Origin of the sequence: Parvibaculum sedimenti (assembly GCF_009184905.1) — a bacterium.
Taxonomy (GTDB): domain Bacteria; phylum Pseudomonadota; class Alphaproteobacteria; order Parvibaculales; family Parvibaculaceae; genus Parvibaculum; species Parvibaculum sedimenti.
The window spans coordinates 1-16848 of record NZ_WESC01000006.1; the positions used below are offsets into that span (position 1 = coordinate 1).

Here is a 16848-nt window from a genome sequence, read left to right on the forward strand (position 1 = left end):
CGACTACCGGACACCGGCGGCCTTCGCCGCCAAGCTCATCGCAACAGGCCTTCACGTTCCACTCTGTGATGGCTCCGTGTGCCGGCCTGTTGCTCAACCCGCCCGAGAGGGCATAATCATGCCGCGGCTCTAATCCCCGATGGGGGAAACTTCAGTTTGCACGGCGCCAGGCCGATATGACGACGGAACTATACTCGAACAGCTTGGCCGGTCAGCGGGCCGCCGTGCGTTCGTCTGGAACATTCGTGGAGTGGAAATAGCCAGCCGTCTGAGGACAGCATTCAAGTCGGACGGCCAACAGTCTTCCTATTTCAAACTTTCTGTCACGGCGGCGTCGAGGTCCGCAACATGAATGGGAGTAGACTGCCCCGACTTCATCTTCCAAACAGTGTATCCGCCCTTGATGGCTTTACCGCGAAGTTCCGTTTGCTTTCCCTCCGTAATGAAGCGCACAAGAATCTTCGTCTTCCCATCTTCTCTGATGTCGAAAAGCTTCCGTGCAACCGCATCTGACAAGAGGTGGCCGCCTTTTGTATCAAGACAATAAATAAGCCCTTTCCTCCAAACGATGAAGTCAGGATAGAAGGAGGCAGTATCACCCTCGGAAAGAAGAGGAATAAAAAATCCGCCACTCACAGGATTTCTATGCCATGTCGCACCAGTGATATCGAGCGCCCTGGCGAAGACTAATTCAAACTTGTTGAAGCCAGTGTAACGATCATAGAGTGCATTGCTGAAAGCGGGAGCATCTTTAGGCACACGAAGTACTCCGAATTTGAAGGGCTTCACGCTCTCGTACACTAGGTCAGAGTGCTGGAAGAAAGCGGATACGACCTCTTGCGCTAGCTTGTGCGTTAGCTTGTCAACCCTGCTTTGGACCTGGATACGCACGTCGAACTTTTTTTCTTTCAAATCGACGACGGCAAGAGCGCGCGATGAGCGCGACTTAATAGCGGTGTTTACGAGCCAGCGAAGTCGCATTGGATTGGTGTTGCCGTCCGGCTTCCACTCCAACGCCCCTTGATCCTTGCCCAGCTCATGTAAGTCCACAAGCTGCGTCGTGGTGTGGGCCTCGCCGAGGGTGTCCGGGTGGCCCTCCGCAAAAGTCAGAAAATCACTCACGATCTCAGCGATACGCTTCCTGGCCGCTTCGGAATCGACAAAGATGTGATGCAGCTCCACCGGCACGTCATCCTTGGGCGATAGATCTTCGGCGACGCTACCCTTGGTTCCAAAATTACTGCTGATTTCAATTGGAGCGCCCTCAGACTGTAGCTTTGTCCGAACCTTTTGAATGGCGTCCGAGAATACGCTCTGGCTATCGACGCGAAGAAAGAAGTGGGCGCTGTTGAGCAGAGGGCTTTCGTAGTGGGTTGCGCCGTATTGACGCAAAACGCGACCAATAATCTGCTCTACTTGGATTGACGACCCCATGCTTTTGTCGATGTAAGCGAGATAGCATGCAGGGTCGTCCCAGCCTTCCTGCAATGACAGATTGAAAATAACATGATGGTAATTTCCCGCTTGAAACTCATCGAAATCGTTCTCGCCCTTTGAAAAGAGGTTTACTACTTTGGGTTTGTTACCATCGACAAAAGTGAGGTTGGCGTAGATGGCAATGTCTTTCGGCGAGATTCCTTTTTCTTCGACCAGGTAACGCCAAATGCGAATGGGTGGGGCTTTCCGATGTTCAAACGGTTTTGTGGCGTCATCTTTCTCGCCGTCGTCTGCGATGTTAGTTTTGCAAACGTAGATCGCCTTTGGCTTAAAATTCAGGTCTTGGTTCGCAATCTCGTTGTTGAGCACGTTCATGCGTTCGCATAGATCGTCCAGGCACTGTTCCATCGCGGCTGTCGTGCCATCGAACTGAATGGCCTTCTTAACGAGCTGTGCTTCGACGACCTTTTCGCTGCTCACGGCGGTGGTAATGAAGCGCTCGGCTTCTGGCTTTCCGTCCGAATCGACGGCATTAAGCATCACGAAAGGCGTGGAATCGGAAACTTCTTCGAACCAGAGCGAAATAGGCTGGATGACCGATTTCTGGAAATTCGCGGGAAGTTTTAGCGTCGCACTAGCGAGCAGGTATGCGTCTGGTTCCAATTCAGCCAGCAATTCCGTCTGCTGTTCCGAGAGATTATGCCCTTCGTCATAGACAATGAGCAGTGGACGGCGCTTTCCGTCGTATTTGCGTTCAATGAGCCGCTCCCAGGGTGACTGATCGCCGAAAAGGTCGTTGTCCTTCTTATAAATGTTGAGAGCGCCTTCGGATTGATCCTTGTTATTGAACAATCCCGTGGTGGTCATTAGCAGCAGCGGGGTGGAGCCGTCAGCGATAAGCGTCGGATTGAGTTGTTGAACATTAATGACCTCGAATCCATCCACGATATGGCTGTATTTTCCATCGGCGAAATTCGTGTAGGTCTGGGCTACTACTGATTTGGCTTTGGACATCCAAAGCACAATCGGCTCGCAGCCGAAGTAAGCTCGCATGAGTACGACAGCCTGAGCCAGAATCGGTGTCTTACCGGCGCCTGTCAGCGCGGACAAGGCCTGAAAAAACGGGCGCGGCTTTGTGCCTTTGCGTGGTCGATCAGGATGGCTGGCGAAATAGGCGTAACGATCTGCCATCGTTCTCGCGCTATCCGCCTGAAAAACCTTAAGCTCAAGCATCCGCACACTCCTCGTTGTTGTAGGCGTCGGATCGCGGATTGAACCCGATATGCTCCAGTACTCTGTCGGGGATTTTGTAGAACTCCATGCCAGCGCCTGTGTAAGGCGCAAACGTCGCATATACGTGGTAGTGAGGTGTGAGCTTGGCAGCCTTCGCTTCGAGGACGATGGACTTGAACACCTCCCTATTCAGCACTGACTCATCATCAGACGACTGCCATACGAGAAAGAAGCCCTCATTCTTGGTGTTCACGGCAAAGAGATAGCGATGCTGCCCTGCCGGCAGGCGTCGCAGATATGATTTAGCCTTTTCAGCCTTGTCCCAATAGCTGGTCAGAAGCAAGTCGATCATTTCTTCGCGCGCGAGCGCATTGACCGCTTCGGCGTCAATCTTCTCCTTCTTCAGTTCGATGAAACGGAAGCCTCCAGGAATTGGCGCGCGCTTGCCAGATGCCCAATCGCCAGTCAGCACCCGCCGGATACGCTCGACGGTCAGTGTTTTGGCGTAGTGGTCGCCTTTTTCCGTGTTCCCTTGTTCAATAAGTATGAAACGGCGCTTGGCTCCAACCGCCTGATTGAGTTCCACGGTCGCTTGCCCCGTCGTTCCCGAACCTGCAAATGGATCAAGGATAATGCCTTCGGGCGGACACCAAATCTGGATAATTTTCTTGATGAGTCGAAGCGGTTTGACGGTTTTGAAATCATGGCCGCGTCCCACAACTTCATCGAGCTCCGTAACGCCTGCTTGGCTGTGACCTGACTCAACATGATCCCACGATTGCGTGCCGATGTTGAGCGGCGTCTCGTAATCTTCGTCCGCCCAATAAGTCATAGGCACTTTGCCCTTCTTAACGTCCTTCAAATACCGTTTGAGCTGCGGTCCCGCTTCGCCTTTCAAGCCAAAGTACAGCGCCGGCCAAGTCCCTTCCTTCATGCGAAGCAGAGCAGCTTTACGCGCGGCCTTGAGAATTGGCTCTCCGCCAACCTGCTTGCCGTTCTTGAATGAGGTTCCCTTCAGGACGAGCGCATTGACGCGTATCGTCTTTCCTTTTTCACGAATTTCATTGCCGTCGCCGACCCATACTTCCTGATATGAGCTGCCCCATGCTTCGAGCCAGGCTCTCATACTTTTCTTTTCATTAGCCCAGCACCGGCCCTGCGGCGGGTAGTAAAGTTCGCCTGTGAACGGGCTTTGAATGGCGTAGACCATTTTCCGATGAGTCGAAGCGTTTGGACCCGACGCATCACCTGACTTCCATTCATCTGGATCGTTGTCGGGCGTCTGATAGCGCGAGTTCATCGCGACCGTTCGCTCCGTAAGGCCCGTCTTTGCTCGCTCGGCGTTCTTTGCATAGACGAGAACATACTCGGTGGCTGTAGAGAGGCCCTTGTTGTCGCTCCGTGGCGAGTAGCTCTTCTGCCAGTTGATGATCCCGATTCGGTTTTCTTCTTTGAAAATTTCGTCCATCAACATGCCGAGGCGGTAAAGTTCGCGGTGATCGATGCAGATGGCAATGACACCGCCCGGCTTCAGCATTTCCCGCATCATCCAGACGCGAGGCGTCATAAAGCGAAGCCATTTGCTATGACGCGAGCCGTCGTCTTTGGGAACCAGCTCACCCAAGTCCGGGTCGTTCGGGTCTTTGTCCCACTTGTCGTTGTATCTAAAATCTTCGCCGGTGTTGTAGGGCGGATCGGTGAGTATCAGATCAACTTGGCCGCGATACTTGTAGAGCGTGACCATCGCCGAGAGGTTTTCGCCATCCCAAATTTCATTCTCGCACTGTTGTTGTTCATCGCCGACGCAGAGCTTTTTTACGATTCTAGAGAGCTTCGGCTTCACTAGCCGGATGATCTGCCACGGCGCGGCCCGGCCCGTGTAGTTCATCACGATGCCGTCCTTGCCCGCGTCGTTGAGCGCAGCGTCGTTCTGCTGAAGCAGTCGAATCAGCGCAGAGCGAGACAACTGGTCGTAATTCATGGCTTGCCTGACGGTTGGAGGGTGCGGAGAGGAAAGTTGAAGGAGAACATATAGAGAATGCCCAACCTTATTGAACACAAAAAAAGCATGCGGATTCACAGCAAGCTGTCGGGGCGCTGGGCAATCTTACAAGACCCGCCAAAATCGGCTAGTCAGCGGTCAGGAGCGGGCAAACGCCCACAGCAGACTATAGTCTTGGTTATCGGCTGCCTGTAGCGCGGCGATATACGCCTTTCGGATTTCGTCCGGCACGCGGTGAACACTGTCGCGCCTCGTAAAGTGTAGCTGGCCAACTCGGACAGCCAGCATGTACGCCATCTGGCGTGACCAGCGACCATTGCCATTCGGGAACGGATGCATCCAAACGATGTCGCGGTGGAATCGCACCGCGATCTTGTCGGGAGGATAGGTCTTGTTTTCGATCCAGTTGTGGACGTCATCGAACACCCGCAGTAATTTAGGCTGCACCTCCCAATGATTGACGCCAAGTTTCTTGTTGGTCTTGAGATAGATGCCAGCCCATTTCCAGACCTGGCCACAAAAATGCGTTGATGAAGATTGATCGCAGAGCACCGCTTAGCCTCATTAATCGGGCTCTCTGAAATATCACAAATTTACAAGCGGCCTATCGTGGGGTGGTCGCCGGTCATTTCCCCCCTTGGGGTGCCTGCGCCTCTGCAACAACCGAGGCCCCTCATCGCCACCTAGTCGCCCCTCGCCTCATCCTCAGTGCCGCCTTCCCGCGTCACCTCAATACCCACCACCGGCCACCGCTCGGCAAACGCCTGTGCGGTCACCAAGTCTGGGAGGAAGAGATGGACCGCATCCGGTAGCCTCATACCAGACGGTAACCACTGGTAACCGCCCCTCCCGACAGTCTCATCAAGCCAACGGAGCATCTCGCGCAGGTCCCGCCCGAAGCCCTGCGGGGGCGTTAGGAGGGGGAGCCGGACGAGCATGGTCTTCTCTGCCCTACTGCGTCTCTCTTTCATCAGGTTCGCGCGTTGCATCATGGCAGGGTGCCCAGTCTATGTTCTCCCTCTGTTCACGCTAACACAGGTGGCGACCGGCTGGGAACCGAGAACACACCTCAGGCGACTCATAGGAGGCGCTGGGGAAGCATTAAGGGCCTAGGCAGGGAATTCCCACCTAAGCCCCCAATCGACTCAGCGACTCGCTATGCGCCCGCACGCCTAGTCTCATTTTCTATACTCTAAGAGACATTACGCTTGACATGTCTCATTCCATGTCTCATAAGACAATTCTCATGAGGTAAAGACATTGGGAGACGAACATGGCACGGGTCGGGTACGCGCGGGTGAGTTCTATCGGGCAGTCGCTAGAGGTCCAGCTAGCCAAGCTGAAGGATTGCGACAAGGTATTCAGCGAGAAGCGATCCGGCCTTGATAGTTCCCGCCCCGAGTTGAAGTCTTGTCTCGACTACCTGAGAGATGGCGACACGTTCGTAATTAGCCGCCTCGACCGGCTCGCTCGCTCGACACTCCACCTTCATCAGATTGCTGACGGCCTGAAGCGCAAGAACGTGAACATGGTGGTGCTCGACCAGAGCATCGACACCTCCACTCCCCACGGGAAGCTTCTGTTCGATGTGCTCGCCTCCATCGCAGAGTTTGAGACCGGCATCCGCAAAGAGAGGCAGATGGATGGCATCGCCAAGGCCAAAGAGAAAATGGTGCGGTTCGGGCCGCCACGCAAAATCGAAGACGCAGGCAAGGCAGAGATCAGACGGAAGCGTGCCGAGGGGGTGCTTATCAAAGACCTCATGGCCGAGTACAAGCTTTCCAAGGCTCACGTCTATCGCATCCTAGGCCACGCTCCGAATGACCAAGACAATCCCGCTGTCTCAGCCGGTGGCAATGATCTATCGGACGGTGGCCGAACTTGAAGAGGCATACCCAGGACATAAGTTCACGCCCGATGGATACCCCGCCTGAATAAACTCCGTGCGCTGGCACAAACCATCAGCGAACAAGACTGAACTGAGACCTAATCGGTTGCGGGCCCGCATGCTTAGTGCCTTCCGCCTTCAAGTGACTTCATCGACGTGTAAAGGCGAGGCATATGACGGGACGTCTATATCTACGTGACGGCAAGGCGAAGGTGTCTGTCTCACCTGCCCCCAAAGAGCCCCCTATCCGTGACCGTCCGTTCGACCCTTGGCGCAGCGCGAAGTCACCTTCGGCAAAGGCCATCGTTGCCGACATCATCAATGAGCTTGAGCACTACGAAGAGCATAAGGGACTTCGCCAGAGACGGCGGAAGGCTACCGACCAAAAGACATTCGAGTTGATGATCGAGGCCATCGTCTGTGACGCGATGTATTGCACGCTCGCCTCGCCGGACCGGGCCATCATGACGCCCATGTCGAAGGAAAAGCTGAGCCGCGCAAATCGGTATCGGGCACCAGCCCTCAACAAGACCTTTCCCGAAGCGTTGAAACGTTTGGCGTCGAAGGAACTATCCTTCCTCCGCCTCAAAGAAGGCTATCGAGGCGCATTCGGACCCGGTCGGCGGACGACATGCACCGCTGGCTGGAGGCTTCTAAAGCTCATGCGTGAAAGTGAGATCACGCTTGGCGACCTCAGGCAGCGCAAAGGGCGCGAGATCATCGTCCTGAAGGGAGCCAAAGAGGGGCGGCTTGGTAGCAAGCAGACAATCGCCTACGCCGAGACACCGGCAACGATCCGCCTCAGAAGTGACTTGGAGATGATCAACACATGGCTTGATGAAGCTGAGCTGAACTTCGATGAAGGACTGGAGACCAAACACCCTGTAGACATCGATGACCGATCGATGCGGCGCATGTTCAACAATGGAGCGTTCAATCAGGGGGGTCGATTGTTCGGTGGCTTTTGGCAAGGGCTTAAAAAAGAAGAGCGAGCCTCAGGTTTGCTAATCGATGATGAAGAAGTCGTGACCATCGACTACCGGCAAATGTCGGCACGCACTCTCTACGGCCTCTGTGGGGCGACGCCGCCAGCGGACTGCTATGCCGTGCCCGGTTATGAAATACATCGAGAGGGGTGGAAGAAGCTGTGGAATGCAGCCCTCTTCAATGGCCCCGTCTTTAGCCGGATGCCGGCCAACACAAGACCTCTGTTCCCCAATGGTCTTGCGATCAGTGACGCCTTGAAATTGTTGCTCAAGTTTCACAAGCCGGTGGCGACGAAGATCGTGCCTGACCTCGGCTTCTCACTTCAATACGTCGAGAGCAACATCCTTGTTGAAGTTCTCCTCTCGCTGATGAGCAAGGGCGTTGTTGCTCTCCCTGTTCATGATGCTGTGATCGTGAAGGCGAGCGACGCCGACGTTACAGAGACGGCGATGGTCAACATCTTTAAGAAGCACACGGGCCTGATAGGCCAGGTGTCGAGGGAATAGGCCCCCGGATGACCTACCTACAACCATCACCCTCCGAATACCCTAAGCGAAGAGGCTCAAGTGAGATTGAGGATGATGGACCATCTAGGTACTACCCTAGGGGGAGATGGTGAGGGGGGTAGTATGGTCTATATAATCTTATATACAACCTACGTTCACCATAGAGGGGCCCGTAAGGAATGAGCGGGTCCACTGAACGCCGCCATAAGCGGAGCACAGATGTCCAACAGCGCGTTGCCGCAAAGGCCACACCGTATCCCCGCTGCCGCATCTTCGATTGCAAGAAGCCGACACGCGCCGCATCCGGTAAGGGACTCAATCGGCTCTATTGTCGAAGCCACGAAGATCATTTTCAGCGCCACGGCAGCTACACCAAGAAGTCCTACACCGCCGCCGAGCTTTCGCCACATCGGGCCACCGCCACGGCGTGGTTGCAGGCGCATAGCGATGACATCGAAGTCCGCAACGCGGTGGATGCTATTGCCTCGCTCATGCGACGTAGTGGGCCTGCTGTGGAAGCGTTCAGGTTACGCGGACTGCCCCCTGAGAAGCGAGCGAAGGCTACATGGGCGCGGCTACGACAAGCGAACGTCGATCCGCTAGCCATTATCGCCGCCGCTATCTCTGTCGTCTTAGCCATCAAGAATGATCTTCAACCAGACTTACATGTTGAATTCCGGGAGGTGCAGATGGCTAAGGCAGTTCATCGCATGGCGAGCGGAACTCACAAGCATTGGGAGCGAGAGCGGACCGGAGGGGGACGGTTGTCCGTGTTGCTTCATAAATTTCCGATTAGCAGAGGACGAGTGCTTCGTCATCTAGGCGGTCAGCTGCATCTCTCCACCGAGATCATCCGGGCTGAGCTTTGCAGCATATAATATGCTAAGTTCACATTGACTGACTTAGAAGACCAACGCCGGAAAGCGGCTGATTTATTCGTGTGACTGAGGGGCGACAATTGGCAATTACTGAAATGCCTATGGTTTGGAACTCTGCGCTCTCAAGTGCGAAATACCTTGAACTGGCAAAAGCAGAGGTACGCCTAAATGGAATTGGTTCGGATGCTGGAAATCAAAGGCTGATGGATGAAATAAGCGACGCGTTCTTGGAGGAGAACGAGGGGTTGACGTCGCTCCTCGACTCCAAGAATTGGAATGTTTCGCGCCCTTCAGTCACTCTGTGCGTTGTCATAAATCAGGCCAAAAGCCTCACGTGTCGATGGCATCCTGCTAACGGATGTTCGGCAGACTTTCAGGCTGACACCATAGAGCGTTTGCTACGAGACTTCGATCCTGGATACGACCGTCCATTTTCTGAAATAATGTGGATACGAAATTTCGGAGGAATTTATCGGCGCTATTTTCAGGAATGTCCTATCGTCCGGGAGCTTCTTATTTTTGCGACAAGGGCTCGGTATGGAGAAATAGTTTCGAAAATTCAGGAAGTTCTAGACGTCAAGAATAGTGATCAAGGCGAATTTGATTGGTCGACCGGACTCGTGGTGTAGAAGCAGGTGAGGCTTTTATCGATCACCCGACGGGATGCCAGCTACACGGCATATGGCAGCTTGAGTTTCGGACATGTACCGGCCAGGGTCGGCTATTGCGGCCTCTCTCCCTCCGTCCCCTGCCATTACCTGAGAGAAATTCTGCAATGCACGCGAAATGGGCAAGAGCGACGATGGCAATCGTCGTCTTGTGGTCGCCGGTCAGCGCCGATGAGCTGCGCCCGTTCCAAAGCGGCGCGGCTTACCGTGTCTGCTTCACGCCCGGCATGGACTGCGAGGGTATGATTGTCGCCGCCATCGCCAGCGCCAAACACACGATCAAGGTTCAGGCGTATTCGTTCACGTCCGCGCCCATCGCCAATGCCATCGCCGAGGCGTCTGAACGTGGCGTCGAGGTGCTGGCTATAGTGGACAAGAGCCAACGGACGGCCCGTTACACTGGCGCAACCTTCCTCGCTAACGCGCACATCCCGGTGCTGGTCGATGTCAAACCAAAGATCGCCCACAACAAAGTCGTCATCATTGATAAAGGGGATGCGAGGCCGATTGTGCTGACCGGCTCGTTCAACTTCACCAAGGCAGCACAGAGGTCCAATGCTGAGAACGTCATCGAGATTGTCGGCAACCGGAATGTGGCCGCTGCTCATGCCGCGAACTTCATGAGTCGAAAGGCTGTGTCGGTGCCCTATGAACTTAGGCAAGGCACGCGCATCAACTAATCGCTTACGCCAGATGTCTGAGATTGAGTTTTGGATAAGCGATCTTCTCCACCACATCCGACAATTGCGGAAGCGTCAGTCCAATACTGTAGATGCTGTAGCTCATAGAAAGCTTCTCATGACCGAGTATCTGCACAGCTTCGCTCTCGGGCACCCTCGCACGCTCTAGCGCCGTCCCCACGTTCTTCCTGAAGGAATGGAAGACAACCTTGTCTCGGGTTATGCCCGCGTCCATCCTCAGGTCGAAGAAGCGTTGCACGAATTGAGTGTTGTACTTCTTGTCACGCCCACCGCTTTTAAGGCCGGGAAACAGTAACGTCTCCCTCTCAACGTGCTTGAGGTACTTCAGAAAGCCGCACTCTATTAACTTGGAATGGACAGGCACCTTCCGCACAGAAGCGTCCGTCTTCAACTCTTGGTTCTCTCCCTCTTCGGACACGTTGAAGCGCCAGACGCCATCCTCCTTCGCCACGTCGCCGGGCCTTAGCTGGCAAATTTCATTCGACCGCAGCCCGCAATACAGGGAGATGATCGGAGCCCATAGCAGGGCTTGCTTCATCGTGTGAACTTTTGGCCTCAGCCTCTCCTCAAGTGTTGCCTCCTTGTAGAGTGTGGAGCCGAATAGTGCGTTCAGTTCCTCAAGGTTGAAGGGAACCCAACCGTCATTCTTCGACACGCGCCGCATGAGGCCACTGAACGGATTGTCGGATGTGACTACCCCGTTCGTGCGAGCCCACTTCCAAAGGCCGTTTAAGGCGGTGAGATGTCGATTGAGGGTTTTGTTACCCAAGCCACCGTCGTTGCTCTTGAACTTCTGAAGAAGCTCTGAGAACGACATCTGTTTCGCGCCCCTGCCGCGCCCGTAGGACGGATTGAGTGTGGCGATAGCGTCAAGGAAGGAGGCGGCATCCTCGCGCGTCACCGACGCCAGCGGGCAATCCTCAACGTAGTCCTCAAACAGTCTGAAGGTGGCCTCATACTGCGCCTTGGTCTGCTGGGACCAAGCCACCGTCGCATCCCTCATAGAAGCATCAACATACCGGCTGGCGACCGTCGAGAACCGTCCGTCCTTCCCAGAGGCCCCGGCCTTCACCTTCTGCTGGCGGGACGCTATGACAGGTTGCAAGGTCAGGGGATCGAGTTCGGTGCGGGTGAAGTTGGCCCTAGGAGTGAACGCCTGCCCCTTCAGGAAGGCCCTACGCCCGTTGAAGGCTTCTAGGTGGGCGAGGCAGAGGGCGGCGCATAGCGCGTTGTAAATCGGGCTACCGACTGCAACAGTTGCTCCCCGACTCCCGATGACTTCAGCGGCCTCGCCTGCCACAAGCGCGTAGCGCCGGTCCCTCAGCGCGTCCCCATAGAGGCTGATTGCGGTGTCTATGTCATCGTCTTCATCGGAGGGGTTCTGCCCCAGCCCAGCATAGATCGCCAACTGGGATTGATAGGCGTCCCTCGCTGCCCCTTCGATGTCGGCGCTAGTGAGGCTTACCTTGCCCCGGAGGCGGGCGAAGACCTCTCTTACCCTGACCACCTCAACAGACGCCAAGCCGCGCGCCTCGCGCTTGTCAGTGGTCCCCAATGGCACTGCTACGAGTGCCTTGCCAAACGCTGCTCGCACGTCCTTCGGCACCCCTATCTGGAACCACCATTGGTTCCCTCGTTGTTTGAGGTAGGAGGGCTCGCGGGTGGGTTTAGGGGGCATTTTCCCTCAGAGTTTAGTACAGGAGTTTAGTACAGCCCTTTATCCCTAACCCTATGAAAATAAGCAAGCATTTGAAATCAAAATGAAAATGTCACTCGTTGATGATCGTCCTAGTCCCCCAGCCAATCTTTGCCAGACCGACGAAAAATCTGCCCTTAGGAAGCCATCGCCGCTGCTGCCGGCGCTTGGGCGATCTTGATGTTTTCCATCATGGTGGGGGATCCGGGTCGTCTCGGATCCCCGATATGCGACGGATGGCCGTCTCTTGCGCGCCTGCCTATCGACGGACGAGGCGCGGTTCGGGGGCTGAGCCACGCCTGCGGGTAGAAGGGACCAACATCGGCACTCGGCGGCGATAGTCTCGGTAGGTGTCGCCGAAATTGGCGATCAGATCGGCTTCCTCGAGCTGCAAGGCGATCAGGATATAGAGCGTGGTCGCCGCGGCAAAGACGAGGTGGCCGAGCGTCATGATTGGCGCCGCCCAGAAGGCAATGATGAAGCCCAGCATGATTGGATGGCGGACCAGTCCATAGAGCATGGGCGTATGGAACATAGCCGATCGGACGGCGCGCCCGCTGAAGGCGGCATAGGCTTGCGTGAGCCCGAACAATTCGAAGTGGCTCAACATGAAGGTCGAAATCAGAACGACGACCCAGCCAAGCAGACAGGTGCCAAGAACGAGCTGCGCAGGAAGCCCGTCAAGCGCCCAGATCGTCGCCTCAAGCGGACGCCATTGCCAGAATAGCAGCGCCATGGCGAGGCTTGTCGCGACGACATAGGTGCTGCGCTCGATGCCGACGGGGACGATCCGCGTCCACCAACGTTTGAAGGCAGGGCGGGCCATGACGCTGTGCTGGATGGCGAAGAGCCCCAGCAGTGACGCGTCGATCGCCAGCGATGACAGTAGTGTCGCGGGTTCCCCGCCATCGATCGACTTGGGCACCAGAAAGTTGCCCACGAAACCTATCGAATAAAGGAACACGACCAGAAAGAGCGCATAGGCGCCAACGGCGTAAAGCATTTGCAAGAACCTGCCCATGAGGTTGTCCTCCATTTGTGCAATGGGGGAATGCTGAAGGTTCCGCGTGAAATTGGCCCGGACAATTCGGCCGCAATTGTCCGCCACTGTACCGGTCAGCCGGTGGTACAGTCTTTCATGGCCATCGTCTCGCAAGGTCTCATCGTCGAGCTAGGGCAGCGCCCGGACGATACCCGTCCGGCGGCAGACCGTATTTGCGACGCGGTACTGAGGCAGATTGAGCGGAAGGTGCTGGTGAGCGGCACCCGCCTGCCTTCAATCCGCGCCATGGCGGCTGCATGCGGAACGAGCCGGCACGCGGTCGTCGATGCCTATGACCGGTTGACAGCTCAGGGTTATCTCGACGCGCGGCCCGGCGCTGGCTTCTACGTCGCCGAAGGTCATCGCCGTTTGGCGCCAGAGCCGGAAGATACCCGCAACTATGACGTCGCGTGGTTGATCCGTGAGGTACTCGAAACCTCGGACGATTGGCTGAAGGTCGGAGGTCCATGGCTGCCGGACGACTGGATGGATGTCGAGGCGATGCAGCAGGTCGTGCGGTCGCTGGGGCGGGGCGACATCACTCACCTCACACGTTATGGGCCGCCGCTGGGATATTTGCCGTTACGGCGGGAACTGCAGGGGATGATGGCCCGGCTTGGCGTCGAACTGGGCCTGGAACAGATATTGACGACAGGTGGAACCAGTCAGGGTTTTGACCTCATCCTTCGTAGTCTGATCAAGCCTGGCGACGCAGTGCTGGTCGAGGATCCAGGTTACTACAATCTCTTCGGCTACCTGCGTTTTCACGGTGCGCGGCTCATAGGCGTGCCCAGGCGGGTCGACGGTCCCGACGTTGACGCTTTGTGCAGGCTTGCCACTGAACACGGCGCGAGGATCTTCTTCACCCAATCGGCTCTGCAGAATCCTACCGGCTCCGATACCTCCCCGGCAGTCGCGCACCGGCTGTTGCAGGCTGCGAAGGAGCTCGACCTCATCCTTGTTGAGGATGACACCTATTGCGACCTCGATCCGATACAAGGCGTGCGGCTGGCTACGCTCGATCAATTGGATCGGGTCCTCTATGTGAGGAGTTTCTCCAAGGCACTTTCGGGCAGTCTGCGCGTGGGCTTCGTCGCCGCCAGCAGGGAACTGATCGACAATCTGGCCAACATCAAGGTGCTATCCTCCATCTCGACATCGCTCTTCGGTGAAAAACTTGTCTGCCGGCTGCTGACGGATGGGCATTACGGCCGCTATCTCAGGCGGATGCACGAACGCATCGTCGAGGCGCGCAACTCGGCGTTGCGTCTTCTGCGCGACGCGGGAATGGAAATTTTTCTCGAACCGCGCGGCGGCAACTTCCTGTGGGCGCGCTTTCCCGGAATTGACGACGCGAAGCAGCTTTCCGAGCGTGCGCGAAGGCAGGGCGTTATCCTTGGCGTCGGTGAGGTCTTTCGACCCAATCTGGAGCGGTCGCCCTGGATGCGGTTCAACGTGGCCTTGTGCGACGACCCGAGGCTCGGCCGCTTTCTGAACCAGATTCGCGGTGAGGATGAGGAGGACTGAGGTCTTCGTCCTTCGTTTCCCGCTTCGTATGGCTTTACCCGTGGGACCGACCTGTTACACTCCGCCTCAACTGAAAGAACAGGAGTCCGGCTGGCAGCGCGGCCCCCGCATGGGGCATTCGCAGCTCCCCGGGTCAGGTCGACCGTGCACCCAGAAGGTGACCGGGGCGGCGAGGGCAATGTCCCTTCGGCGTCCCAGGCTGGTCAGGCGGAACAAGGCGTGGCGTCACATGACGCCCGTATTGCGGTTTCGTCTCCGGCTGCCGATAGCGCTTCTGCCGAGCGCGCCCCTCGCAAGGGGCGGAGGCGTCGCCGCGCGCGTCGTGGAAAAGCATCCGCGAGCGGCGCAAACGCTGAGGTCGCGAAGCAATCCCCAAAGCCGGCCCAACGCCCCGCCGCGCCGCAAACCGCGGGCCGTGCCGGATCGCAGGGCAAGGCCGCGCGTCCAAATGGCGGTGGGCGTCGTCCCGAGGGGCAGCGTGGAACCCGGCCCGGCGATGAGCATCTCTATGGCGCGCTCGATCTCGGCACGAATAATTGCCGCCTTCTGATCGCGCGGCGTTCGCGCGACGGCTTCAAGGTGGTCGATGCCTTTTCGCGCATCGTGCGCCTGGGCGAGGGGCTGACGGCGAGCGGTCGGCTGAGCGACGAGGCCATGAACCGCGCTACCGATGCGCTGCGCGTCTGTGCCGAGAAGATGAAGCGCCGAGGCGTCACCCGGGCGCGTCTTATCGCGACGGAAGCCTGCCGCCGGGCGGCCAACGGGGCGGCGTTCATTGAGCGCGTGAAGCACGATACGGGGCTCGACCTCGAAATCGTCTCCAACGAGGACGAAGCGAAGCTCGCGGTTGCGGGCTGCGCGCCGTTGCTCGACCGCGAATGTTCGTCGGCGCTGGTCTTCGACATTGGCGGCGGCTCGACCGAGCTTATCTGGGTGCGCCAGCAAGGTGGCGGTGGATCGGGCGACCGGCCCCATATCGAGGACTGGACGTCGCTTCCCTGCGGTGTGGTTACGCTGGCCGAAGGCCATGGCGGCATCGACATATCGCCTGAACTCTATGACCGCATGGTCGATGAGGTGAGCGAGCGCATTGCGCCCTTCATCGCGCGGCTTCGGGCGACGCGGGGCACCGACGGGGAGGAGAGTTTTCACCTCCTCGGAACCTCGGGCACGGTGACGACCATCGCGGGCGTCCATCTCGGCCTCGAGCGCTACGACCGATCCCGGGTGGACGGTATCTGGATCACGCCCGGCGATGTCTACCGGGTGACGCGCGATCTCCTTGCGCTCGATTATCAGGCCCGTGCGGCGCATCCTTGCGTGGGGCGCGAGCGCGCCGATCTGGTGCTCGCCGGCTGCGCTATTTTCGAGGCGATCGCGATAGCCTGGCCCGCCGAACGGCTCAGGGTTGCCGACAGGGGTTTGCGTGAAGGCATTCTTCTGTCACTCATGGAAACAGATATGGCGCGTACGCGCCGCCGTCGCCGCCGCCGCGGCGCCCGGCGCGCCGCCGCAGGAGAATAGTCCGCATGACAGGCAAAAAGCCTACAAAGGGCCTTACAAAGGGCAATGCGCCGCGCGCGCTCAAGGTGCGGGTGAAGACGGCGAAGAAGCGCACACTGTCCTCGACACTCTGGCTTCAGCGCCAGCTCAATGATCCCTATGTCCACGCTGCGAAGAAGGAGGGCTTCCGGTCGCGCGCGGCCTACAAGCTCGCCGAGATGGATGACAAGTTCCACTTCCTGAAGGCGGGCGGCCGGGTGGTCGATCTCGGCGCCGCGCCGGGCGGCTGGTGCCAGATTGCGGTCGAGCGCGTGAAGGCGCTCGAGGGTCGCGGCGATAAGCAGGGGCGGGTGATCGGCGTCGATATTCTCGACATGGAGCCCATGGCCGGCGCCACCATCATGAAGCTCGACTTCCTGTCCGACGGCGCCGACGATCAGGTGAAGGAGATTCTGGGTGGCGAGGCGGATGTCGTGCTCTCCGACATGGCCGCCCATGCGACGGGCCATCGCCAGACCGACCATTTGAAGATCATGGCGCTCTGCGAGGCGGCGGCCCAGTTTGCGACCGAGGTTCTGAGCGAGGGTGGCACCTATTGCGCCAAGGTATTGCGCGGCGGGACGGAGAACGAGCTTCTGGCCACGCTCAAGCAGCACTTCAAGAATGTGCGCCATGTGAAGCCGGCTGCGAGCCGAGCCGATTCGGCAGAAATGTATGTTTTGGCTCAAGGCTTTCGAAAGCAAAGCGTAGAGTCTGAGTGAGCTTTTTCGGTGCTGTCGG

Annotated in this window: 14 protein-coding genes; 8 read left to right on the plus strand and 6 right to left on the minus strand. The window is 57.4% G+C overall.

The genetic code is table 11. The features are described from left to right. Nucleotides 1-306: 306 nt before the first annotated feature. From F2P47_RS07500 to F2P47_RS07520, 4 genes are all read right to left on the minus strand, one after another. Entirely contained in the window at nucleotides 307-2670 is a 2364-nt protein-coding gene (locus F2P47_RS07500; protein WP_152215736.1) for a DEAD/DEAH box helicase family protein, read from the minus strand. Further along, complete coding sequence (locus F2P47_RS07505; RefSeq protein ID WP_152215737.1) at nucleotides 2663-4651, minus strand: site-specific DNA-methyltransferase; 1989 nt, start codon at nucleotides 4649-4651, stop codon at nucleotides 2663-2665. The genes F2P47_RS07500 and F2P47_RS07505 overlap by 8 nt, the downstream gene beginning before the upstream one ends. A 159-nt stretch (nucleotides 4652-4810) precedes the next feature. Beyond that, entirely contained in the window at nucleotides 4811-5224 is a 414-nt protein-coding gene (locus F2P47_RS07515; protein ID WP_152215738.1) for a mobile mystery protein B, read from the minus strand. 131 nt (nucleotides 5225-5355) lie between these two features. Then, a complete protein-coding gene (locus F2P47_RS07520) occupies nucleotides 5356-5643 on the minus strand; it encodes a hypothetical protein (protein ID WP_152215739.1) in 288 nt (95 codons plus the stop codon). Nucleotides 5644-5945: 302 nt separating this feature from the next. Between F2P47_RS07520 and F2P47_RS07525 the strand changes: the two genes are divergently transcribed. The 5 genes from F2P47_RS07525 (at nucleotide 5946) to F2P47_RS07545 (ending at nucleotide 10279) form a co-directional block, all read left to right on the plus strand. Next, nucleotides 5946-6557, plus strand: a complete 612-nt coding sequence (locus F2P47_RS07525) for a recombinase family protein (protein ID WP_152215740.1) — start codon at nucleotides 5946-5948, stop codon at nucleotides 6555-6557. A 176-nt stretch (nucleotides 6558-6733) separates the two neighbouring features. Next, nucleotides 6734-8053: a hypothetical protein gene (locus F2P47_RS07530; protein ID WP_152215741.1), complete on the plus strand. Its 1320-nt coding sequence runs from the start codon at nucleotides 6734-6736 to the stop codon at nucleotides 8051-8053. 179 nt (nucleotides 8054-8232) lie between these two features. Beyond that, nucleotides 8233-8931: a hypothetical protein gene (locus F2P47_RS07535; RefSeq protein ID WP_246176794.1), complete on the plus strand. Its 699-nt coding sequence runs from the start codon at nucleotides 8233-8235 to the stop codon at nucleotides 8929-8931. Nucleotides 8932-9011: 80 nt separating this feature from the next. Then, entirely contained in the window at nucleotides 9012-9560 is a 549-nt protein-coding gene (locus tag F2P47_RS07540; protein ID WP_152215742.1) for a hypothetical protein, read from the plus strand. 173 nt (nucleotides 9561-9733) lie between these two features. Then, the gene (locus tag F2P47_RS07545; RefSeq protein WP_185681003.1) at nucleotides 9734-10279 is read left to right on the plus strand and encodes a phospholipase D family nuclease; all 546 of its coding nucleotides are present in this window, start codon (nucleotides 9734-9736) and stop codon (nucleotides 10277-10279) included. A gap of 4 nt (nucleotides 10280-10283) precedes the next feature. Here F2P47_RS07545 and F2P47_RS07550 read toward each other — a convergent pair whose 3' ends face one another. After that, nucleotides 10284-11978, minus strand: a complete 1695-nt coding sequence (locus F2P47_RS07550) for a site-specific integrase (protein ID WP_152215744.1) — start codon at nucleotides 11976-11978, stop codon at nucleotides 10284-10286. Nucleotides 11979-12255: 277 nt separating this feature from the next. Further along, on the minus strand, nucleotides 12256-13017 hold the full coding sequence (gene mddA, locus F2P47_RS07555; RefSeq protein ID WP_152215745.1) for a methanethiol S-methyltransferase: 762 nt from the start codon (nucleotides 13015-13017) through the stop codon (nucleotides 12256-12258). Nucleotides 13018-13047: 30 nt separating this feature from the next. On the opposite strand from mddA, the gene F2P47_RS07560 reads away from it, so the two are divergent. The 3 genes from F2P47_RS07560 to F2P47_RS07570 all read left to right on the plus strand — a co-directional run bounded on the left by F2P47_RS07560 (nucleotide 13048) and on the right by F2P47_RS07570 (nucleotide 16829). Then, nucleotides 13048-14565 (plus strand): aminotransferase-like domain-containing protein, encoded by a 1518-nt coding sequence (locus tag F2P47_RS07560; protein ID WP_204886572.1) that lies wholly within the window; start codon nucleotides 13048-13050, stop codon nucleotides 14563-14565. 219 nt (nucleotides 14566-14784) lie between these two features. After that, nucleotides 14785-16089: a Ppx/GppA phosphatase family protein gene (locus F2P47_RS07565; RefSeq protein ID WP_246176796.1), complete on the plus strand. Its 1305-nt coding sequence runs from the start codon at nucleotides 14785-14787 to the stop codon at nucleotides 16087-16089. 5 nt (nucleotides 16090-16094) lie between these two features. Beyond that, entirely contained in the window at nucleotides 16095-16829 is a 735-nt protein-coding gene (locus tag F2P47_RS07570; RefSeq protein ID WP_152215746.1) for an RlmE family RNA methyltransferase, read from the plus strand. The last annotated feature ends 19 nt before the right edge of the window (nucleotides 16830-16848 follow it).

Coding starts and splice junctions, on each gene's coding strand:
- F2P47_RS07500 (WP_152215736.1), bottom strand. CDS start 2,670: ATGCTTGAGCTTAAGGTTTTTCAGGCGGATAGCGCGAGAACGATGGCA.
- F2P47_RS07505 (WP_152215737.1), bottom strand. CDS start 4,651: ATGAATTACGACCAGTTGTCTCGCTCTGCGCTGATTCGACTGCTTCAG.
- F2P47_RS07520 (WP_152215739.1), bottom strand. CDS start 5,643: ATGAAAGAGAGACGCAGTAGGGCAGAGAAGACCATGCTCGTCCGGCTC.
- F2P47_RS07525 (WP_152215740.1), top strand. CDS start 5,946: ATGGCACGGGTCGGGTACGCGCGGGTGAGTTCTATCGGGCAGTCGCTA.
- F2P47_RS07530 (WP_152215741.1), top strand. CDS start 6,734: ATGACGGGACGTCTATATCTACGTGACGGCAAGGCGAAGGTGTCTGTC.
- F2P47_RS07535 (WP_246176794.1), top strand. CDS start 8,233: ATGAGCGGGTCCACTGAACGCCGCCATAAGCGGAGCACAGATGTCCAA.
- F2P47_RS07545 (WP_185681003.1), top strand. CDS start 9,734: ATGGCAATCGTCGTCTTGTGGTCGCCGGTCAGCGCCGATGAGCTGCGC.
- F2P47_RS07550 (WP_152215744.1), bottom strand. CDS start 11,978: ATGCCCCCTAAACCCACCCGCGAGCCCTCCTACCTCAAACAACGAGGG.
- mddA (WP_152215745.1), bottom strand. CDS start 13,017: ATGGGCAGGTTCTTGCAAATGCTTTACGCCGTTGGCGCCTATGCGCTC.
- F2P47_RS07560 (WP_204886572.1), top strand. CDS start 13,048: ATGCTGAAGGTTCCGCGTGAAATTGGCCCGGACAATTCGGCCGCAATT.
- F2P47_RS07570 (WP_152215746.1), top strand. CDS start 16,095: ATGACAGGCAAAAAGCCTACAAAGGGCCTTACAAAGGGCAATGCGCCG.